This window comes from Paraglaciecola sp. (assembly GCF_039964565.1).
GTDB lineage: Bacteria > Pseudomonadota > Gammaproteobacteria > Enterobacterales > Alteromonadaceae > Paraglaciecola.
Genome location: NZ_JBDVXF010000044.1, coordinates 185,961 through 206,010 on the forward strand (window position 1 = coordinate 185,961; position 20,050 = coordinate 206,010).

The 20,050-nt window shown below is 41.1% G+C and carries 22 protein-coding genes; 5 read left to right on the plus strand and 17 right to left on the minus strand.

The genetic code is table 11. The features are described 5' to 3' along the window. Genes ABJK37_RS20575 through nudE form a run of 3 tightly spaced genes read right to left on the minus strand, consistent with a single transcriptional unit; the run spans position 1 to position 2,021 of the window. Positions 1-582: a YceI family protein gene (locus tag ABJK37_RS20575; protein ID WP_348357762.1), complete on the minus strand. Its 582-nt coding sequence runs from the start codon at positions 580-582 to the stop codon at positions 1-3. Between the two features lie 30 nt (positions 583-612). Continuing rightward, a complete protein-coding gene (gene cysQ / locus ABJK37_RS20580; protein WP_348357764.1) occupies positions 613-1,458 on the minus strand; it encodes a 3'(2'),5'-bisphosphate nucleotidase CysQ in 846 nt (281 codons plus the stop codon). Beyond that, positions 1,458-2,021, minus strand: a complete 564-nt coding sequence (gene nudE, locus ABJK37_RS20585; RefSeq protein WP_348357766.1) for an ADP compounds hydrolase NudE — start codon at positions 2,019-2,021, stop codon at positions 1,458-1,460. The genes cysQ and nudE overlap by 1 nt, the downstream gene beginning before the upstream one ends. 103 nt (positions 2,022-2,124) lie before the next feature. Here nudE and yrfG point away from each other — a divergent pair, with 103 nt between their 5' ends. Beyond that, positions 2,125-2,808, plus strand: coding sequence for a GMP/IMP nucleotidase (gene yrfG, locus ABJK37_RS20590; protein ID WP_348357768.1), 684 nt, complete (start codon positions 2,125-2,127; stop codon positions 2,806-2,808). A gap of 32 nt (positions 2,809-2,840) precedes the next feature. Here yrfG and ABJK37_RS20595 read toward each other — a convergent pair whose 3' ends face one another. The 12 genes from ABJK37_RS20595 to gspC are packed head-to-tail and all read right to left on the minus strand — an operon-like array spanning position 2,841 to position 14,247. Next, complete coding sequence (locus ABJK37_RS20595) at positions 2,841-3,584, minus strand: type II secretion system protein N (RefSeq protein WP_348357770.1); 744 nt, start codon at positions 3,582-3,584, stop codon at positions 2,841-2,843. Beyond that, entirely contained in the window at positions 3,581-4,060 is a 480-nt protein-coding gene (locus tag ABJK37_RS20600) for a type II secretion system protein M (RefSeq protein WP_348357772.1), read from the minus strand. The genes ABJK37_RS20595 and ABJK37_RS20600 overlap by 4 nt, the downstream gene beginning before the upstream one ends. Before the next feature lies 1 nt (position 4,061). Beyond that, complete coding sequence (gspL, locus tag ABJK37_RS20605; protein ID WP_348357774.1) at positions 4,062-5,273, minus strand: type II secretion system protein GspL; 1,212 nt, start codon at positions 5,271-5,273, stop codon at positions 4,062-4,064. Between the two features lie 59 nt (positions 5,274-5,332). After that, the gene (gene gspK, locus ABJK37_RS20610; RefSeq protein WP_348357776.1) at positions 5,333-6,337 is read right to left on the minus strand and encodes a type II secretion system minor pseudopilin GspK; all 1,005 of its coding nucleotides are present in this window, start codon (positions 6,335-6,337) and stop codon (positions 5,333-5,335) included. Further along, positions 6,334-6,966, minus strand: coding sequence for a type II secretion system minor pseudopilin GspJ (gene gspJ, locus ABJK37_RS20615; RefSeq protein WP_348357778.1), 633 nt, complete (start codon positions 6,964-6,966; stop codon positions 6,334-6,336). Before gspJ ends, gspK begins: the two co-directional genes overlap by 4 nt. Positions 6,967-6,968: 2 nt before the next feature. Next, positions 6,969-7,367, minus strand: a complete 399-nt coding sequence (gspI, locus tag ABJK37_RS20620) for a type II secretion system minor pseudopilin GspI (RefSeq protein WP_348357780.1) — start codon at positions 7,365-7,367, stop codon at positions 6,969-6,971. Next, positions 7,357-7,983, minus strand: coding sequence for a type II secretion system minor pseudopilin GspH (gene gspH / locus ABJK37_RS20625; protein ID WP_348357782.1), 627 nt, complete (start codon positions 7,981-7,983; stop codon positions 7,357-7,359). The genes gspI and gspH overlap by 11 nt, the downstream gene beginning before the upstream one ends. Before the next feature lie 21 nt (positions 7,984-8,004). Then, on the minus strand, positions 8,005-8,460 hold the full coding sequence (gspG, locus tag ABJK37_RS20630; RefSeq protein ID WP_348357784.1) for a type II secretion system major pseudopilin GspG: 456 nt from the start codon (positions 8,458-8,460) through the stop codon (positions 8,005-8,007). Beyond that, positions 8,460-9,680, minus strand: a complete 1,221-nt coding sequence (gspF, locus tag ABJK37_RS20635) for a type II secretion system inner membrane protein GspF (protein ID WP_348357786.1) — start codon at positions 9,678-9,680, stop codon at positions 8,460-8,462. Before gspF ends, gspG begins: the two co-directional genes overlap by 1 nt. Next, positions 9,681-11,243 carry a type II secretion system ATPase GspE gene (gene gspE / locus ABJK37_RS20640; RefSeq protein WP_348357788.1) on the minus strand — a complete coding sequence of 521 codons (1,563 nt, stop codon included), beginning with the start codon at positions 11,241-11,243 and terminating at the stop codon, positions 9,681-9,683. 2 nt (positions 11,244-11,245) lie between these two features. Further along, a complete protein-coding gene (gene gspD, locus ABJK37_RS20645) occupies positions 11,246-13,312 on the minus strand; it encodes a type II secretion system secretin GspD (RefSeq protein ID WP_348357790.1) in 2,067 nt (688 codons plus the stop codon). Then, positions 13,309-14,247 carry a type II secretion system protein GspC gene (gene gspC / locus ABJK37_RS20650; RefSeq protein ID WP_348357791.1) on the minus strand — a complete coding sequence of 313 codons (939 nt, stop codon included), beginning with the start codon at positions 14,245-14,247 and terminating at the stop codon, positions 13,309-13,311. The genes gspD and gspC overlap by 4 nt, the downstream gene beginning before the upstream one ends. Before the next feature lie 121 nt (positions 14,248-14,368). Here gspC and hslR point away from each other — a divergent pair, with 121 nt between their 5' ends. From hslR to ABJK37_RS20670, 4 genes are all read left to right on the plus strand, one after another. Beyond that, complete coding sequence (gene hslR, locus ABJK37_RS20655; protein ID WP_348357793.1) at positions 14,369-14,767, plus strand: ribosome-associated heat shock protein Hsp15; 399 nt, start codon at positions 14,369-14,371, stop codon at positions 14,765-14,767. A 17-nt stretch (positions 14,768-14,784) separates the two neighbouring features. Further along, entirely contained in the window at positions 14,785-15,675 is an 891-nt protein-coding gene (gene hslO, locus ABJK37_RS20660) for an Hsp33 family molecular chaperone HslO (RefSeq protein WP_348357795.1), read from the plus strand. A 60-nt stretch (positions 15,676-15,735) separates the two neighbouring features. Next, entirely contained in the window at positions 15,736-16,776 is a 1,041-nt protein-coding gene (locus tag ABJK37_RS20665) for a GGDEF domain-containing protein (protein WP_348357797.1), read from the plus strand. A 128-nt stretch (positions 16,777-16,904) separates the two neighbouring features. Further along, positions 16,905-17,543, plus strand: coding sequence for a chloramphenicol acetyltransferase (locus ABJK37_RS20670; protein WP_348357799.1), 639 nt, complete (start codon positions 16,905-16,907; stop codon positions 17,541-17,543). A 53-nt stretch (positions 17,544-17,596) separates the two neighbouring features. Here ABJK37_RS20670 and ABJK37_RS20675 read toward each other — a convergent pair whose 3' ends face one another. Further along, on the minus strand, positions 17,597-18,718 hold the full coding sequence (locus tag ABJK37_RS20675) for a c-type cytochrome (RefSeq protein WP_348357801.1): 1,122 nt from the start codon (positions 18,716-18,718) through the stop codon (positions 17,597-17,599). Positions 18,719-18,746: 28 nt separating this feature from the next. Beyond that, complete coding sequence (envZ, locus tag ABJK37_RS20680; protein ID WP_348357803.1) at positions 18,747-20,048, minus strand: two-component system sensor histidine kinase EnvZ; 1,302 nt, start codon at positions 20,046-20,048, stop codon at positions 18,747-18,749. Positions 20,049-20,050: the final 2 nt, after the last annotated feature.

Genomic DNA, 20,050 nt, shown 5'->3' on the forward strand with positions numbered 1-20,050 from the left:
TTAGTCTGCGTTAAATAACAAATTAAAACTCACTGGAACAGTTAGTCCTATGCCACTTAGTCCTGCAAGTTTTTGTAAAACTTCAATCCCAGAGGCTAAACCAAAGTCAGCAGCCGATATTAATATTGGCTGGGTGCTGGTAGCAATTATGCCATTGTTAGCCGTGCCGGTGACTTGTACTGATACCTTAATTGTTTTGGATATACCCATAAGGTCTAATTTAGCGGGAAGTGTGGCTAATATCGACTCGCCTTCTTCAAGGGATAACAAGTTACTCGATAATTGAGCAGATAAGTTAGCAGTCGGGAATTTATCAACTACAAAAAGTTTTTCGCGCATACGAGTGTCACGGATTTCAATACCTGAATCAATGCTTGTTAAGTCAATTTCAATGAGTAACTTTCCTGTAGGGCTCAATTCACCTTTTAGCGTTTTGAAGTGATGAATTTCACTAACATGTTGATTTTTAGTTGAGACAAAATTTAGACTTGATAGGTCATTGACTAAAGTCCAATTGGCGTTGGCAGAAAAACTAAATAAAAATAAAACGACTGACATAATGCTGGTGAATAAAGATTTCATAATAAACTCAGTTAGGTATTAATGATGTTGTTAAACAAGTTGGTTGTCATTGCCAAATTCACATTTAACTATGCTTTGCCAATCGACATTTTGATCGCCCATAATAAAAAAGTCTGGGTTAATAACACTTTCACGTAAATTGTAACTTAAAGGCGCAAAATCATGTGCCAATATTTTACCACCCGCTTCGACCACTATACATTGAGACGCGCCAGTATCCCATTCACCTGTTACCCCAAAGCGTAAAAATACATCCGCTTTTCCTTCAGCAATAAAACAGGCTTTAAGAGAACAGCTGCCCGCAGGTAACGTTTGATATACACGATCTTCGCTGAGGCTAGACATCACTCTTTCACGAGCCTGTCTGCGACTGATTGCAATTATAACTGGGTCATTATCAGGGGCGTCTAAGCTGCGTACAAAAATTTGTTTACTTTCTACAGGACATTCCTTATGCGCACCATGACCCTTCAACGCGGAATACAATGTTTCTCCTGTTGGCCAGTAAATCACTCCCATAATAGGGACATTGTTTTCTATTAACGCAATATTTACCGCAAAATCGCCACTGCGAGCAATGAATTCTTGTGTGCCATCAATAGGGTCGATTAGCCAATATCGGGTCCAAGTTTTACGTAACGCTAGATCTCTTAGCTCGGTTTCTTCGGACATAATGGGAATGTTAGGCGTTGCTTTTTCGAGCATTTCCATTATGACCTCATTGGCCTTGTAGTCAGCGGTAGTCACCGGAGAATCGTCGTCTTTTTGATAACTGGTAAAATCACCGCTGTCGTATATTTCTAAAACCACTTTACCTGCTTTAACAGCGGTTTTTTTAGCGATATCCAGTAACTGTTGAATGTTCTGTGTCGGCATTAGGGCGCTCTCTTCCATTTTTCAGCAAGTAATAATGCGGCTATACACCTTGCTTCAATAAAATCTTCTTTGGCTAGTAAGCTGTCAATATCGTTAATTGACCATTTAATCACTTCTAAAGGTTCTGGCTCATCACCGGGTAATACTTTAGGGTACAAATCTTCAGCTATAAAAATGGTCATTTTAGCGTCAAAAAATGCAGGCGCCATATTCACGCTTTGAAGTAGATGCAATATTTTCGCGCCAAAGCCCACTTCTTCTTTTAGCTCTCTATTTGCCGCTACTTCAGGTGATTCGCCAGGATCAATGAGCCCTTTAGGAAAGCCTAGTTCGTAGGTATGTGTACCAGCCGCATATTCTCTTACTAATAAAAACTCATGGTCATTGATAAAAGGCACCACCATGACTGCACCTCGGCCGCTACCCGCCATGCGTTCAAAAATGCGGGTTTCACCGTTAGAAAATTCTAAATCGAGTTGTTCTATTCTAAATAGTCCGCTATTGGCAACCACTTTACGAGAATGGATTTGTGGAAGTGATTTCTTATTGTCTGTGTTGCTCATGAATGTTTCACGTTAATATAACTGTCGTTTTTGGGAGTTCAAAGATTGAATAAACTATAAATCGATGAATTTAAATATACCTGTTAAATTGAGGACATGCCACTTGTCAAAGCTTGCTTGGAAAGATATTCACACTGTGTTGCTTGATATGGACGGAACATTACTCGATCTTCACTTTGACAATCATTTTTGGTTAGAGCATTTACCTAAAAAATTAGCCATAAAACGGGATATTTCTTTGCAACAAGCTAAAGACCTAATGAGCTCTGAATATGAACAGGTGGTGGGGACGTTAAGTTGGTATTGTTTGGATTTTTGGACAGAAAAACTCGACATTGATATTGTCGAAGCCAAGCGCGAAATACAACATCTAATCAGTATGCGCGATGATAGTTTACCTTTTATTGATGCCTTAAAAGCGACGGGGCGAAAAGTTATCTTAGTGACCAACGCGCACCCCGATAGTCTATCCCTTAAAGTAGAACATACCCAGTTAGATCAACATATCGACCAGTTGATTTCGACCCACGAATTTTCTGTGACTAAGGAGTCCCAAGAATTATGGCGACAACTTCACAATAAGCTTGGGTTTAATCCACAACATACGTTATTTGTTGATGACAGTTTGGGTATCTTAAAGGCGGCTCAAGACTTTGGAATTAAACACTTGTTAGCTGTTAGTAACCCAGACAGCAAACAAGCAGTGAGAGATATTTTTGACTACCCATCAATCCAAGATTATCGCTATTTATTAGCTGATATTGAGGACAGCCCAGTTATCGTCTGAGCTAGGTCAAAAATATTAAAGTCTTAAAGCGGCTAAAACCTGATAGGATAATATCCCTCGGCGTCAGGTTTCCCAAAGAATTGAGCGGCTTGATGCACTTCTGCAGGCAAGTTTGCGTCGGGTTTAAAACGCCCTGAAACTTTAAACTTCATATTCGCAGGAATCGAAGCTTTTGCTGTTAAGCCAAAACTATTGGGTTGTTTAACATCGACCACAATGGCACCGTTTTCACAGCTTAAATCCGCATTAAAGTTACCTAGGTCTATTACCCCAGCGTTACCGGTAAAGTTAGCGTTGAGCCATTGACCTTTTCCAGTGAATTGTTGACATCCTTGTTGGTAATACACTTCGTCTAATTGCACCTTAAAACGCCCGTCAGCTTGCACCGGAACAGGCAAAGGTAACAAACTAATTACGAGGTCAGTGGGTACGTAAGCCAACAAATTTTTAGCTTCAATATGATTTGTTGTGGCACTGACATGGGCATTTAGCGAAATTTGGTTTTTATCTCGTAAATTTCCAGCCGTAACATCGGCGCTTACTTGCCCCAATAATAGGGGCAAAAAAGACACGTTCCACTCTAGGTTAGAAATGGGTAAGCCGTTTATTTGCGCACGTTGTGCATGGCCATTCCAAATGGTGCCAGTAATGCCGCTTAGACGCACCTCTTTGGGTAACTGAATTTGCGCAAAAACATGCACAGCTGGCAATTTAATTATTAAAAAAACAAAATAAACCACGAGACATAAACTGCCCCATTTCAATGCTGACTTCATGACTTCCCTAACTTTAAACGACGAATTTTAACTTGCCCTGGCAAATCAGACTCTGCAATATCGATGTCCAATATGTTTATACCGGTTTGTTCAAGTGACTGTAGCCAACTTAGTAAGTCATTAAAAGGTGCTTGATCTATCCACACCTGTAATTCCTCACCTTGAGGTTGCATCCGCGAAATAGCGATATTCATACGTGTTGCTGATTGGTTTACCGCTTGAGGCAAAGAACCAGAAAATGATGCGCTTTTGCCTGCACTTCTGCGCAGTTGAATTGCCTTATTGGCATTCTTTTGAACCCAATCAAGTAATTCTGTTTGATTCTTAACTGCAACTTTATTACGTTCAAGGGACGTATTCAGTGGCGACCATATGCCCCAATAAAAAATAGCGATGACTATCATTATTGCGGAAACAATCACTAAACGTTGTTCACGCTCATTGAGTTTTAGGTACATACTTTTGAGCTTGTCCACATTAACTCCTAATCGACATAGTGCCGATTACTTGGTTGTCTTTTTGGTTAATAGAGCCTTGTTCTACCGTAAAGCCTTGCGCTTCTGCTTGACGCTTGAACTTGTCTAATGCGCCAAAGTTACTAGCCACTGCTTGAATGCGTAACTCAGCACGATTGCTGTCAAAGCGCAATGTTTGAGGCTTAATATTGGACTCTTCAAAAGCAGGTTTGAGTTGGCTCAGCATAATTAATACTGATGCCCCATTTCCGCCACCTTGCTCTAAGGCTTTCATTTGGCGCTCCATAGTACTTCTAAGGTCACGATAAGCGCCTGCGTTTGGAAATGCTCGCTTGTATTCGCTGCTCACTTGCGATTTTACCTGAGCTAGGCGTTGTTCGAGTTGGCCGTTTTCAATATTTTTATCAATTAAACTAGTGAACAGAGCAATAACTGCCAACACGGCAGCTAAACGCCATTTCTTCCAGTCACCGCCAACTTTTTTCTTAACCTTGAATTCACCTTGTAATAGGTTAAATGTCGCGGATTCAGAGCCTTTAGCTAGAACTTTCATCGGCATATCAAGGGGCATTACTGTGACTTCTAGATTATCGATATTAGCCAAATCCGAGCCAGAATAATCGTTAACTAAAAGTGCCCGTTCATTCTCATTTGCGTATTGACGAGCTAGGTGATTGATAGCTTGAATAAGCCAATCTCTCTCTCCTTGTAAGCCTGCCCAATCATCCTTGCGAACCAATAGCTGTTCGCCCAACTCCAATATTGACCAAGCGTCAGTATCTGCCAATGGCAACGCCAAAACGTCCGGCACGAGTTGGTCGCAGGATAGTCCTGCTGCTTCGATAATATTCAACCAGCTTTGCAGTTTTTCCTTGCTAACAATGGCGACAGCTTGTTTGTTGGCCTTTTTGGGACCAAGTGCAAAAAACTGCTCGGAAATATCGCCACTGATCTCTTCTTCCAAAATATAAGGAATGGCGGCAATGGCCTTTCTTCCGGCTTTTGCGGGTAACTCCACCCATTTAAGCAAAATATCACTGGTAGGCACCAACGCACAAATTGGTCTTCTTCCGGCTCTGTCGGTTAATGTGGCCAACTGAGTGGCATCTGGTAATACACCAGACGCAATTATCTCGTCTTGTTGGTTAGACCATACTATCCAATGAATAGCTTCATCTGGATCGGCGCCTAAGCGCACTACTAACTGTTCCATAAGGTTTATATACCCTGTTTGTTATGGATTAAAAATTCTCATCGTTGACAACTAGACCATCAAAATCCACTAAAATCACGCCTGATGGCATTCACATTGTTATTAGAGTCAACCTTAAATAAGGTTTGCATCGCAAAAGTTGATTCATTGTACTTTGTTTTGGTGTGTAAAATAAAATACGATGTTTTTACATCAAACCAGTCGATTTGTTCATTTTTAAGCTTTAATGCCACTATGCTAGGGTCATTTAAGAAATCTTGTGTGGTTTGAAACGCACCTGAACTACGATTTGAAAGTATAGATTCGGCTTCAGGTAAACTAAGCCCAGTAGCTGCTGCGATTATTGCTGCGTTTTCTTCACTCACGGTATTGATGTTGATAGAAAATAAACTGTCATTCGGTAATACACAAACTAGTTTGAGTAAGGCATTTAGCCAAGAAACCTCTACCCCATTGACTAAGCGTAATTCAGATTTGTGGATCATGTAGTTATTGGCAGCAACATAAGGAAATTGTAAGCTTTCGTATTCGCTGTCTTCTACACCAAATCCGGTTGGGCTGTTGTTTTCGTCTAACCAATCCACCAAAGAGTCTCGCAACATATCTACGTTATAACTTGGGATTGCAGGATCTATATTTTGTAATAAACGTTCAAACGCCAACATACGTTCAGGCAATAAAGGGTTGCCGCTACTGCTGCCGCTATTGCCCGGGACAACTTTAGGCTCTTTTAAGGCATTGAGGTTAAAGCAACTTTGCATGTCGAACAGTTGTGCTTGTATGCCACCCCCTTCAATTGGGTAGGCAAACTCTTGGTTCCACTGTTGCTCTAGGTGTATGACATTACCATCTAAAGTCATGAGTTGTTTGATTGACTTGCGCGCATATTGTTCTGCTCCCATGGCATACCAATAGGCTTGGGTGTTTTCTTTAATGTTAGATGCGCGCTTGATTTGCAATTGCAAGCGACTGCCCATTTCTGTGGCCATCACACTTACCATAGCGACAATGAGTAACACTATGATTAGGGCAACGCCTTGTTGTTTGCTCTTAAATTGACTCATTGTCCATTTGCCAACATAAATTCGCGGCGGATCTCACCAAAAGTTTTACTGACGATCGTAATAGAAATGGCAAACGGAAGAGCGGATTCCGAATAGGATTCTTGCCATTTCTCAGGTTCTTCAAGATGCTCTCTATCAGTTAAAAAGCTAACTCTAAAATCTTCTATGTCCGTTAATAGGGTTTTTATTTTAGGTTCGTAACCAATAACGTTGTCTACATAATTACCGTATAAGCGTTGCAACTGTTCTTCTTGAATGCGGTAGCCTACTGCTTGCAAGGTACTGCGAGGTAGCAACATTTGGGGGTTATACCAACCAATTCGAACAAAACTAATGCCATCAGCATCGCTTTCTAATACATCTTCACCGCCAGTTAAAACGGCGCTTACAAATTCGCTGTTAACACGCACAGTGCGCGGCACAATCTGCAGTATATCGCGCTCCATGGTTAGCATGGCTCTTTGTAGTGTCTCCAATTTAGCAAAACGTTCTGAGGAGAGTTGGTCACTATTGATGACTGAATTGAGCACACCAGTGCTCGCCAGCCCTATAAGGGTAAATATTGCCATGGCGACCATTATTTCTATTAAGGTAAAGCCATAGTGATGTCGAGTTGCAGAGGCGCTCATATTCAAATTTGCTTTGCAATAAAGGTGCTGATTGAAGTAACTGAGTCTTGATATTGTTCGTCTAACCCAACCGTGACTTCTACTTGAACCATGTCATCGTCACTGGTTTTAATGGTGCGTTGTTGCCAGTACCATATTCTGCCAGCCATTTCTTGTTCGCCTTTTTGATTATTTTTAATGGGCCAAGTGTTATCAATGTGCACTTGATTAAGGCGATTATTAGCGACCCAAGTAGCGAAGGTAATATCTTCAATTTGCCCCACTCCAGTGAGATGGTCACTTGCTGCTTTCATGATGGCGGTGCCAGTGAGTGCAAAAATAAACAATGCGACTAGTACTTCAAGTAAGGTCAATCCAGTGTTGTGTTTTTTCCTAACCACAAGCGAGGTGTTAGGGCTCATCTAAAGGCCCTTCTACAGTTAAAGGTGTGCTGTCTTGACCGTCTACGCGGTAGTAACTTGGTAGGTCGTTACTAAAACTTGGTTCGTAAGCTAATGTGATGGAAAAAGGCGTGATTTCACCACTTGAAAAAATAAAAACCTGTGGAGGGTCTAGTTTTTTTTCTTCCTCATCACCTATCTCCACACCTTCGTTAGATACTGAGAGTTCTTCATCAAATCCGTCACTACTAAAAAGGCTTTCCTCGGTTTCCCAAGGTAAGTCTGTCAACGACAACTCTAAGCTATACATTTCAGGCAGTTGATGTTCATTAAACGTTTCATCAAAGTCTATTTTTTGCCACTCTTGTTCATCATCTAAGTACATAAAATAATAAATGTTGTCTTTATCTTCGACCCGTAGTCCTAGCTGTTTTTGATTCAGTACGGCGTAATCAGACGCCATATTGAATACGACTTGCAAACGCTGGGTCTGCTTTTTAAGTAAATCTTCACCGCTTTCGCCTGAATAACTTAACACCACAGCACTGGTCGCGATACCCATAATAAACAACACCACCATGACTTCAATCAGGCTAAATCCTAGGTGCTTTGCTAAGGGAGAACGCTTAGTGATCATTTTAGTGAACGATAAAATAAATTAGTTTAAATAGTCGCTAATATTCCAGTTACCGATGTCATCTTCGGTGCCTGGCTCACCATCTGGACCATTAGAAAAAATATCAATCTGTCCAAGTTCCCCAGGGCTAATCAATTGGTAAGGGTTATTCCAAGGATCATTAGGAAGGCGAGTAATGTAGCCGTTTTTTCTATAGTTGCGAGGAATTGGGTCGACGGTAGGTTCACTCACCAAGGCTTCTAAACCTTGTTCAGTTGTCGGGAAAACATTGTTACTTAACTTATACTGAGTGAGGGCATTTTCTAGACTTTGGATATCAATGGCTGCAGATTTAAGCTGCGCTTCTTCTTGGTTTCCCAATATTTGCGGCGCGATCATACCCGCCATAATGCCGATAATTAGTAAAACCACCATGACCTCAATAAGAGAAAAGCCGGTGTTTTTACGTTTGTTGTTTAAAGTGTTATGTTGTTTCATTAGATGTTCACCATAGAGTTTAAAGCTAAAATAGGTTGCAGGATCGCCAGTACAATAAATAATACTACGCTTGCCATAGTCACAATTAGTATAGGTTCGAATATTTTGAGTGACACACCCACCAAAGATTCAAATTGTCTGTCTTGATTGTCTGCGGCGCGCCCTAACATTTGTTGTAATTCGCCGCTTCGTTCACCTGACGCAATCATATGCATCATCATTGGTGGAAAAATTTTGGTTTGTTCTAGTGACGCTCTCAAGCTTGAGCCTTCTTTTACGAAACCTGCAGCATTGTTAATAGCATCCCTTATATGTAGATTTTCGAGTACCTCGCTGGCAATACGCATACTTTCCAAAAGTGGCACGGCACTAGAAGTCAAAATACTTAGTGTACGCGCAAATCTAGCGGTGTTTAAACCTTTCGAAAGGTTGCCTATTAGGGGTAAGCCAAGGATAAATTTGTGATAGCGTTTCTTCATTACTGGTTTTTGTAACATGCTGTTGATGATGACTGTAATTGTCATGACAACAACGGCCACTGCTAACCCATAAGTCCGCAGAAAATCACTTATATTAATCATTATCTGAGTGATGGTGGGCAATTCTTGCCCCATGTTTTGAAACTGACCAACAATTTTGGGCACCACTACTGTTAATAGCAATATGACTATGGCAAAAGCAAAAAACATCATAATGCTTGGGTAAACCATGGCCTGAGTAATTTGGCTTTTTGTTTGTTGGCGTTTTTCTGTGTAGTCGGCTAATCGGTTCAGTACTGTGTCTAGGTGGCCAGACTTTTCACCTGCTGCCACCATGGCACGGAACAAGTCGTCAAATACGTGAGGAAACTCTGCCATAGCATCCGCTAAAGTGTGACCCTCCACCACTTTACTTCGTACCGCCATCATCATATTTTTTTGACGTGGCTTTTCACATTGTTCGGCTACAGCTAATAAGGCCTCTTCTATAGGCAGGGACGCTTCAACTAATGTTGAAAGTTGGCGAGTAAGTAATGACAAGTCTGCGGCAGATATGGTGTTTTTAAATAACTTAAAGCTAGTCTGCGATTTGCGTTCTTTTTCAGCAACTTGGTCAACCTGCATAGGGATTAACCCTTTTTCGCGCAATTGTTGACGTATCTGCCTAGCGTTGTCGCCTTCTAATACACCACTTTTATTTTTGCCACCTTTGTCCATGGCTTGATATGCAAAAGCTGCCATTTAATCTTCCCTTGTCACTCGTAAAACTTCTTCAAGCGAAGTCATTCCTTGCAGCACTTTATTACAACCATCATCACGAATACTGGGTGTACTTTTGCGGATATATTTTTCTATGGCTTGTTCACCGTGACCCGTATGCACCAGCTCTCGTATTCCTTCGTCTACTACTAATAATTCGTGAATACCGGTTCTGCCACGGTAACCCGTTTGATTACACGCAGCGCAACCTTTAGGTGAATGAATAGCATGACCAGATGAATCTGCGGATTCTAGTCCCAAAATCTGACATTCTTGCTCACTAGGTATATGTGGAACTTTACAATCTGGACACAAAGTACGTACTAGACGTTGCGATAATACCGCCAATAAACTTGAAGATAATAGGAAAGGTTCGATACCCATATCTTCCAATCGAGTGATGGCACCAGCAGCCGTGTTAGTGTGCAACGTTGACATAACCAAGTGGCCGGTTAAACTGGCTTGTACACTAATTTGTGCTGTTTCTAGATCTCGAATTTCACCTACCATGACTACATCAGGGTCTTGACGTAATATTGCTCTTAAACCGCGAGCAAAGGTCATATCTACTTTAGCGTTAACCTGAGTTTGCCCAATACCTTGCAAATCAAATTCAATCGGATCTTCAACCGTTAAAATATTGCGGTCTTTGGAGTTTATTTCACTTAAACCTGCATACAAAGTGGTTGATTTACCTGAGCCCGTCGGGCCGGTGACTAGGATAATACCGTGCGGTTTGTGTACTAGGTCAGCAAAGACGTCTCGATTGGTCTTTGTCATACCTAAGTCTTGCAGATTTAGACGTACGTTGTTTTTATCGAGTAAACGTAATACTACACGTTCGCCATGACTAGAAGGCATAGTAGAAACCCGCACATCTACCGCACGACCAGCAATACGCAATGTGATACGGCCATCTTGGGGAACTCGTTTTTCGGCAATATCCATTTTCGACATAACTTTAATACGCGATACCAACATCGAGGCCATTTTGCGGTTCGGCCGCAAAATTTCTCGCAATACACCATCAACTCTAAAACGCACTAATAGCTGGGTTTCAAAGGTTTCAATATGAATATCAGAAGCACCTTCCTTAATGGCTTCACCTAACATGGCATTAATGAGCTTGATAATGGGCGCGTCATCTTCGCTTTCTAATAAATCTTCGGTGTCGGGTAATTCTTCCGCTAGGCTAAATAAGTCACTCTCGTTGCCTATGTCTTCCATTAGCTGTTTCGCTGCAGAAGAGTCCCGTTGAAACGCACTGGTTAGTATGGATTCGAACTTATCGAGCTCGATTTCCTTAAGACGAAACTCTGCACCTAAAAAACGTCTAACTTCGGCAAAAACAGGAAATTTAGTATTTTCTGTATGGTATAAAATGGCGGGTTTTTCGCCAGTATCAAGTAGTACTTGATGACGTTTTGCAAAACTAAATGCCAATTGTTTGTGCTCGGGCTCATCGATCGGTTTATCCAGATCGGCACCCGACTCCAGCAAGGCCTGCTCTTCAGCATCCGCTGCGCTTAAATGTGCGGATGACATAACTAGTCTTTATCCTCTGTTTTATCTTTGTTAAGTAGGTAGTCTTCATAAGAAGGTGGCAGACTTAATTTTTCATCCCATTCTGGCAAAGAAGGTCCATCAGTAAAGGGCATTAAAGGAATACCTTGTGACTGACGTTTCAGTTGTTCAGCACGTATATATTGATATTTTTTCTGACTAATTTCGTTCATAGTCACACCATCACGCACTATGGTTGGGCGAATAAATACCATCAGATTACGTTTGCTTACACTCGTAGAGGTCGACTTAAACAAATGACCTAATAGTGGGATATCGCCTAATAAAGGTACTTTAGAAACACTTTCTTGTACCGCGTCATCAATTAATCCGCCGAGTACTATAGTGCCACCATCGTCTACGATAACTGAGGTTTTAATTTCACGTTTGTTGATGATGACGTCGACAGATGTGGCACCACTAACACTTGACACTTCTTGCTCAATTAATAATTGAACCGCGTCACCTTCGTTAATTTGTGGCGTGACTTTTAATTTTATGCCTACTTCTTGACGATCAACAGATTGGAACGGGTTGGTATTGCTTGAACCAGTGGTCGATCCGGTAATAATCGGAACTTCTTGACCGACAATGAAAAACGCTTCTTCATTGTCCATAGTCGTCAGGTGTGGTGTCGCTAGAATATTCGAATTGGTATCTGTACTTACTGCTTGTAAAACTGCTCCCCAGCCGTTAGTGACTCCACCTAACAAGAAGCCATTTACGCCACCTAATAACGAGGCTAGAGTAGTAAAGTCACCTTCTTCAGTAGAGTCATAGGAGTAGGGATCGCCATCGTCGTCAAAGCCTGTTGTAGTAGTGGTACTATCTGTTGCTTGTTCTACTCCAATCGCCAGCGAGCCAATGCCAACCACACCATTAGTAAACTGAGTGCCACCGCCTTTTTCATTGGCCCATTGCACCCCTAATGTAGTTCCATCACCTTCAAATACTTCGACGATAATGGCTTCTACTTGCACTTGGGCACGGCGTACATCTAACTTGCGTATCACTTCTTCTAGTGAGCGCATCATATCGGGTTCAGCTGTAATCACTAATGCATTTGATTCTTGGTGAGACTCTATACTGACATCACGAGCACTAGATTGACGATTTTTAGTATTCGTTTGTCCATCAGCTTGAATGCTGGCGCTGACGCCTTGCAAAACTTTGACTAGGTCTTCTGACTTAGCATAATTAAGGAATATAACTCGGGTGTTGCCATTGGATTCTAGCTCCGAATCCATTCGCTGAATTAAATTAACTATTCTAGTTCGAGCTTTTACATCACCACTGACTATTATGCTATTGGTTCGATCGTCGGCCACAACTCTAGGTGCTGATTTATCACTCGCGTTTGTTTTGCCTTGAGATTTATTGATGCTTTCAATTATACGTACTAATTCAGTGGCAGAAGCGTACTTCAACTCAACAATTTCGACTTCTTCATCACCTGCTTGGTCTACTCGTTCTATTATTTCTACCAAACGATTAACCACTGCTGCACGGCCTGTAAGCATCATTACATTTGACGGGTCGTGACTCACTACGTTACCACCACCGGCTGTATCATTAAGCTGGCGAAGTAATGGAGCAAGTTCTCTTACTGGCACGTTATACACTGGTACAACGCGAGTGATCATTTCATCACCATCAAGTAAGTTTTCGCCTACCACTGGAATGTTCGAAGATTTTGCGTCTTTAGAGCGGATGACCTTGATTACACCACTTGACATTTCTATTGCAGAATAACCATAGACTTGTAATACGTTTAGGAAAAACTGGTAATACTGATCTTCAGTTAACAGGTCATAACTACGAACCGTTATTTTTCCCCTTACATTGGGATCAACAATAATAGTCCTTTTAAGGTTTTTACCCACAATGTTGATAAACTCGCCAATTTCAGTGTCTTTAAAATTGGGGGAATAATCTGCTGCAGCTACTAGGCTCGAAACAGCAAAAAACGCGCTACCAACAGCAAGGAGTAATCCTTTGAATAAATTCGAGCGTTTGCGAACAATCAGACGATTGCGTGACTTAAAGATCATGTTTCAGGTTCCTCTTCCCCTTGGGGTAGATCAAGGTAAATAGTAATAAGTTCATCTGCGCGTTGCACAGTCATTTGCAAAGATTGTAACTCTTTGAGCATGTTCATCGCTTCTAGCGCTTGTTGCATATCGGTTAAATCTAAGCCATTTATGTCGGTGATCACGTCACCCGATTTTAATCCTGCCGCTTGAAACAGAGCCGGCTTTTTACCGGGACTGACCTGATATCCAGTCAACTCTCCATTAGGACGGTGTGGCGATACACTGATGTAATCAATAAAGTTCGCCGGTTGCTGTTGTAAATTTCTGCTGGCTTGAATGGCTGCATCGGATAATGTGTGGCGTTCAGTATCAGAGTGACTCTTTGGAGTATTCTCTTCAGGCGCCTTACTCACTACTTGCAAGACATTTTTCTTATAATCCACACCGTCCAACATTAAGGTTTCACTGGTTGCGCCATTTTTAATAATGACGCGGTCGGGATAAACCTTTTGCAATGACGCGTTTGTGCCTTCAATTTTTTCACCAATCCCATACGTTTGTTGTAGTTTACGATTTTCAATGATCGCAGCTCCATCATCCTCTGAGGTACTTGCCACTACACCTGTTAGGGTCAAACTAAGCCTTGTGACTGGTGCGTCGGTGACTTCTTTCTCAACTACAGGTGCCGCATTATAATTGCCAAACAGATTGAGTCGTTTTATGTCAGCCAAATTTAAATTGTTGTCAGAACGTTGCTGTTTAACAGGCTGGCCGATAGACATATTATCTAACCTACTGTTATTGGCAGGTTGGGGCCATAAACGCCATGTCAGTTCTGCGGCATAAGCAAGTAAAAAAATCGCCAATAGCATTACCACCAACAAATTTATTTTTTGTTGGTTTTTGACTAGTTGGAGCCATAATTGATTAGCGGTATGATTAACGACTGTCATTGTCTCTCGGTGGGATATTTAAAATTAAAGCTTAACTCAGCAATGATAACTAGTAGGGACAAAGGCGACAACCTTAATCTTCGATCGTTACAAAAAATTACAAATTTAAAGAGTCTAACCTATGCAAAAAACTCCTGATAAAAGCAAAAATGTTCGCTTAGACAAGTGGCTTTGGGCAGCTCGATTTTATAAAACGCGTTCTGTTGCCAGAGATGCGGTGCAATCTGGTAAAGTGCAATATAACGGGCAGCGCAGTAAACCCGGCAAAATAGTAGAGTTAGGGGCCACCATAAAAGTTCCCCAAGGTTATGATTTAAAAGATGTTGTGGTAATGCAGCTACAAGAACAGCGACAGGGAGCGCCTTTAGCGCAATTAATGTACAAAGAAACCTCAGCCAGCGAATCCTTGCGTGCAAGAAACGCAGAAGCACGTAAACTAAGCATTTTTCACAGCCCTCGACCTGATCACCGACCAGATAAAAAACAGCGTCGCCAAATCATTCAATTTAAACAACAGTAATTCGCAAGGTAAATAAAATGGCATTTGATCAACTTCATCGGTATTTATTTAATCAAGGTAATGTTAGAGGTGAAATGGTACGCCTTGAAAAAAGTTACCAAGCAATTTTAGATTCTTATCCATATCCGCCAGTTATTCAGCAGCTTTTGGGTGAATTAATGGCTGCCGCTAGTTTATTAACCGCCACGTTAAAATTTGAAGGAGATATTGCCATTCAAATTCAAGGAGAGGGACCACTTAGTTACGCGGTAATTAATGGTACTCACAATCAACAATTAAGGGGGGTGGCCCGTTGGGATGAGGCGCTAATAACCTTGCCTTCAGACTTTAGCGAGTTAGTGCAAAAAGGGGTGCTGGTAATCACTATTACGCCAGAGCAAGGGGAGCGGTACCAAGGCATGGTGGCATTAGATAAACCGAGCTTAGCAGAATGTATTGAAGGTTACTTTGAACAATCCGAACAACTCGCCACCAAGGTGATTTTACGCACTCAGCTCACTGAAAATCACGCTAAAGCCTGCGGTATGTTTTTACAAATCTTGCCTACTAGCAGTCAAGCTACAGATAAAGTAGATACAGCGTTTGAACATCTCAGTACATTAACCGAAACAATCAAAAATGAAGAATTATTCGAATTGTCTGCTGATGATATTTTACACCGTTTGTATCATCAGGAAGACATAGAGTTGTATCCTGCGACAGATGTGGTTTTTAAATGTAATTGCAGTAAAGAGCGCAGCGCCAATGCACTTTCTGGCTTAAGTAAAGAAGAATTGTTGGACATTGTAGCTAAAGACGGTGATATAAAAATGAACTGCCAATATTGCCATGCTTGTTATAGCTTTGATGCGATCGATATTGAAAGCATTCATGCTGGTACTTTTAGTATTCCGGTTGGGCAGGGGTAGCGGTATAGTAATATTTGATGTTAACGTTTAGCTTTTCTCAATAAGGTTAAGGAAGGTTCGGTGTTTATTGAAAAAGTTAGGCATGAAATCACCTTAAAGAGTGCGTTCTTAATCTTTTTCATTACGTCATTGGCGACGGTCATTAGGCCCATGATGATTGAGCAGGATCATGTATTTACTTACTTGGGTATCGCCAATTCGGTAACCATGGGTTGTATATTTGTTTTTTTCAAATATTCGAAACCTAAAGCTTGGTATCCATTGTTGCTGGTTTATGTAGGCCTGTTAATCTTAGCCCCGATTACTTTTGTATCTGGTGGTGTTAACAGTCAGTTTGCTTCTTTATTTCCTTTAATTCCGATTTTTATGGCTCTTGTCAGTAATGGGAAATATACCTGGCTGAGCGGGTTTACGGTCATAATATTAGTGATCAGTTTATTCGTAAGTATTGGCGTTTTTCCTGATTTTACTTATGAAAGTGTACCTCAAAGCAAAACCGCATCAAGAGCCTTATGGTTGTCTTTAGCAGTATTATTGGCTACCAAGTTAGGGGTTGAGTTTAATCGAATTTATGGTGCTTTGGGCAACCAAATTAGTAAACAAGCAGAAACTGATTTGTTAACTGGGCTCAATAATCGCCGCTCGGTAATGAGTTTTTTACAGTCAGCAATTGACCAAGCTAAAGATGAAAAAAGTGCTTTGTCGGTAATGATGATTGATCTCGACCACTTTAAAACGATTAACGACAGTCATGGCCATTTGGTTGGTGATATCTGTTTAAAACAGGTTGCTCAACTAATAAAACACAACGTACGTAATTCCAGTGACTTGGCCGGCCGCTTTGGTGGCGAAGAGTTTATAGTAGTGATAAAAAGTATTAATGCTCAAAAAGCCAAAGATATTGCCAACAAAATTCGCTCCAGTATCGAACAATCCACTATTAGTCTAAACAATAATGTCCAGTTAAAGATAACCGCCACTATAGGTGTTTGTACTCTCAATGGGGAACAACTGTCTTCGGTCGAACATTGTGTGGATTTAGCCGATAAAGCTTTGTACCAAGGTAAAAAAGAGGGTAGAAACAGGGTAATAGAGAGTTGAAAAGGTGCAATTAACTGATTAATACTCCCTAACGCAAACTGCCGATATAAAATTTTTTAAGCATCTTATTCATATTATAGCTGCAAACGGGTTACTATCTGTGACATTCCAATGCAGCATTGAAACTCATGAAAAAAATTGATCTTAGTAGTTGGAATAGACGCGCGCAATTTGAATTTTATTCTGAATTTAAGCAACCATTCTTTAATGTGTGTGCGACGGTTGATGTCACTCACACTCTACATTATTGCAAACAAAATCAGCTTTCTTATTTTATTTGCTCGTTGTTTCTTCTGGGATATACCGCCAATCAAATAGAGGCGTTTAGGTATCGTATTAATAATGACGAAGTGGATATTCATAACAACCTAGCACTAAGTTGTACTGTACTTAATAATGATGAAAGCTTCAGTTTTTGTGATTTTGGTGAGTGTACTAATTTTGATTCGTTTTACCAACATGCAGTTCAGCAACTTGATAGAGTTAAAAACGGTTCAAAGTCTTTGGTTTCATCGAATCAACAGCATAATAAGATTTTTTGTTCGGTGTTACCTTGGTTGCATTTCACGAGCTTTGCCCATGCGCAAAAACAAGATAAGCATGACTCGATACCCAGAATAGTAATGGGAAAATATAAACATACTCAAAACGAAATCCTAATGCCCGTTTCAGTAGAGGTACATCATGCGTTAGTGGATGGTTTGCATGTGGGCCAATACTTTGAAAAGTTACAACACAATTTTGCACATTTCTTTATTAGTAAATAAATCTGATCATAATCGCGTTAACAGATATGCCTAATTCAGGTCTCGTTATTGACTTAATGTAAAGATGCTTCTTCTTTGTCATCAACTATTCCTTCAGCTCGCATCACTGGGTAACCAAAGTTCATCCAACCAAAGATTCCTTCATACAAGACCGCAGTTTTTTTATAGCCCAGTTCTCGAAGTTGTTTTATTACATACTCAGTGGCGGCTCTTGGGCATGAGCAGTAACCTACAATTTGCACATCTTTGGGTAAATCTTTTAGGTGGCCTTCTAACTCAGTGTAATAGGGAAAGGGTATTGCACCCTCAATATGGGCTCTTTGCCAAACTGAGGCAACACGTGTATCGAGCAAGACCATTTTCTTTTTATCTAATAAGGCTTGATACAAATCTTTAGAGGAGACGTACATTCCCTGATCTAAATTAAAATCAGGGTCGTCATTATCGGGATTAAGAATGTATTGGTCGGGGGTAGGTAATGCCCTTAAGACCACTTTTTCGGCTTTCCATCCGCTTGCTTTACTACGAAGAAAAGCGGTGACATTGTCGATGTCAGCTGCTGATAATTTATCGTCAAACGCCAACATGGGCGTATCTTGACGACCGTTTTCAATGGCGTAACGAATAAACTCATCTTTGTTATGGGCTAAGGCTGATTGATTACCTAAGGCCGGCGCATTGACACCTTCGCCATTTATACCGTGACACGACGCGCAATTGTCTTGATATACCTGCTCACCTCTAACTATATCCCCATCTACAGGATTTTCAGATAACTTTACACGTTCAGCACCTGACTGCCAGAATAACCAATAGGTTAAGTCCCAAACTTCATCAAGCGTCATTGGCCCTCCCATTTCATCAAGGTAACCGCCCATGGCGGTACCTTCTCGTCCATATGAAATAGGTCGAAGAATGGAATGAGGGACACCGGATTCAAATAAACTTTTGGCGCGTAACGATGGAGCGTGATCATTTTTATGTCCCTCGCGATTTTCTCCATGACACAAAACACAATATTTTTGATAATTAGCTGCTGCAGTTGCGGCTTGTTCTAGAGTGAGCTCTCGAGGTGGCTCTTGTTTTTCGTAGGTTTTTTTTGCAATAGCAAAACTTGATAAGGTTAGGTAGGTGAATACCAATGCGATTGCAACTAGCTTAAGAAGTTTGCTCATGCTCTAAGTCCTGTAGTTAATGAGTGAGTTAACCCGTTATTTGATAACCAATAGTGACAGTCGCGATTAAGCCCCCTTGAGCATGATTTTGCAATGTAACTTTTCCTGAGTGCATTTCAACGATACGTTTTATGATCGCTAAACCTAGTCCTGACCCCAAACTTCCTCTAGCTTTGTCACCTTGAGTAAATGGTTCAAAAAGGTTCTGGATTTGCTCATCTGGGATCCCTGGACCAAAATCGCGAATAGCAAAACATAATTGTTTATCTTTTTTGATATGTCGCGAGGTGATTTCGATATTGTCACTGCCATAACGAAAGGCGTTTTCAATCAAATTGTCTAATACTCGTTTTAAGGCGACGCGCCTTATGAGGGTTTTAGGTAAGGGAGCGAGGTCTAAGGTGATTTTGTGATTTTCTTCAATATTTCTGACTTGTGCGGCATCTCGTATTAAATCATTTAAGTTACTTTCTTCCATGCATTCTTGCTGGTCTTGACGCACATAATCTATAAATTGGTCGATAATTTCATTCATATCCTCAATATCGTGGACAATTCCTTCTTTTACCCAATCTTGTGACTCAGGCAGCATCTCCGAGGCCAACCGTATACGTGTAAGAGGAGTGCGCAAATCGTGGGAGATCCCTGCGGTCAACAATGCCCGGTCGTCTTCCAGTTGTTTGATGCCTTTCGACATTTGATTAAATGCATGGGTTACTGCTATTAATTCAGTAGAACCTTCTTCTTTCAAAGGTTTGGGAACTTCCCCGCGACCTACCAATAAGGCTGCATCTTGTAGAGCTTTTAAAGGGCGGTTTAAACGTCGCACAAAAATCAGACTGCCACCTACACTCAGAATGCCAATCATTAATAGGTACACCAAATGTGGAGAGCCATCTCCTTGCCCCAAACCTACCATAGGTATAGTAATCCAAATATCTGGGTTTTGCGGAGGATTGATCCAATACAAATAAGGTTCGCCATGGGTGATTCTGACTTTTGCTTCACCACCTAAACTATCTGACATTTGCCTAGACCAAGACTGGTACGGAGTAGCTTGTTCTAAGCCGTTTTTAACGGCATCAGAGTAGTTATAAACTTGCATTCCGGCAGCTTGATAAAAGTGGGGATCCAATTGTGGGGTATGACTATCGATGCCATCCACGAAAGCCAGCTTGATTTGTGTGGCAAGTAAGTTATTGATTTGCTGTACATTTGGACTAACAAAATAAAAGGTCACCGAAACTAAAGACACGACTTGGTTGATAAACAACAAAATACCTATCAATAGAACTGTTTGGCCAAAGGCACTTTTGGGTAAAAATCTCACTT

Bases quoted from the DNA above. Each gene is read 5' to 3' on its own strand.
- ABJK37_RS20575 (WP_348357762.1), bottom strand. From the start codon at position 582: ATGAAATCTTTATTCACCAGCATTATGTCAGTCGTTTTATTTTTATTT.
- cysQ (WP_348357764.1), bottom strand. From the start codon at position 1,458: ATGCCGACACAGAACATTCAACAGTTACTGGATATCGCTAAAAAAACC.
- nudE (WP_348357766.1), bottom strand. From the start codon at position 2,021: ATGAGCAACACAGACAATAAGAAATCACTTCCACAAATCCATTCTCGT.
- ABJK37_RS20595 (WP_348357770.1), bottom strand. From the start codon at position 3,584: ATGAAGTCAGCATTGAAATGGGGCAGTTTATGTCTCGTGGTTTATTTT.
- gspL (WP_348357774.1), bottom strand. From the start codon at position 5,273: ATGGAACAGTTAGTAGTGCGCTTAGGCGCCGATCCAGATGAAGCTATT.
- gspK (WP_348357776.1), bottom strand. From the start codon at position 6,337: ATGAGTCAATTTAAGAGCAAACAACAAGGCGTTGCCCTAATCATAGTG.
- gspJ (WP_348357778.1), bottom strand. From the start codon at position 6,966: ATGAGCGCCTCTGCAACTCGACATCACTATGGCTTTACCTTAATAGAA.
- gspI (WP_348357780.1), bottom strand. From the start codon at position 7,367: ATGAGCCCTAACACCTCGCTTGTGGTTAGGAAAAAACACAACACTGGA.
- gspH (WP_348357782.1), bottom strand. From the start codon at position 7,983: ATGATCACTAAGCGTTCTCCCTTAGCAAAGCACCTAGGATTTAGCCTG.
- gspG (WP_348357784.1), bottom strand. From the start codon at position 8,460: ATGAAACAACATAACACTTTAAACAACAAACGTAAAAACACCGGCTTT.
- gspF (WP_348357786.1), bottom strand. From the start codon at position 9,680: ATGGCAGCTTTTGCATATCAAGCCATGGACAAAGGTGGCAAAAATAAA.
- gspE (WP_348357788.1), bottom strand. From the start codon at position 11,243: ATGTCATCCGCACATTTAAGCGCAGCGGATGCTGAAGAGCAGGCCTTG.
- gspD (WP_348357790.1), bottom strand. From the start codon at position 13,312: ATGATCTTTAAGTCACGCAATCGTCTGATTGTTCGCAAACGCTCGAAT.
- gspC (WP_348357791.1), bottom strand. From the start codon at position 14,247: ATGACAGTCGTTAATCATACCGCTAATCAATTATGGCTCCAACTAGTC.
- hslR (WP_348357793.1), top strand. From the start codon at position 14,369: ATGCAAAAAACTCCTGATAAAAGCAAAAATGTTCGCTTAGACAAGTGG.
- hslO (WP_348357795.1), top strand. From the start codon at position 14,785: ATGGCATTTGATCAACTTCATCGGTATTTATTTAATCAAGGTAATGTT.
- ABJK37_RS20670 (WP_348357799.1), top strand. From the start codon at position 16,905: ATGAAAAAAATTGATCTTAGTAGTTGGAATAGACGCGCGCAATTTGAA.
- ABJK37_RS20675 (WP_348357801.1), bottom strand. From the start codon at position 18,718: ATGAGCAAACTTCTTAAGCTAGTTGCAATCGCATTGGTATTCACCTAC.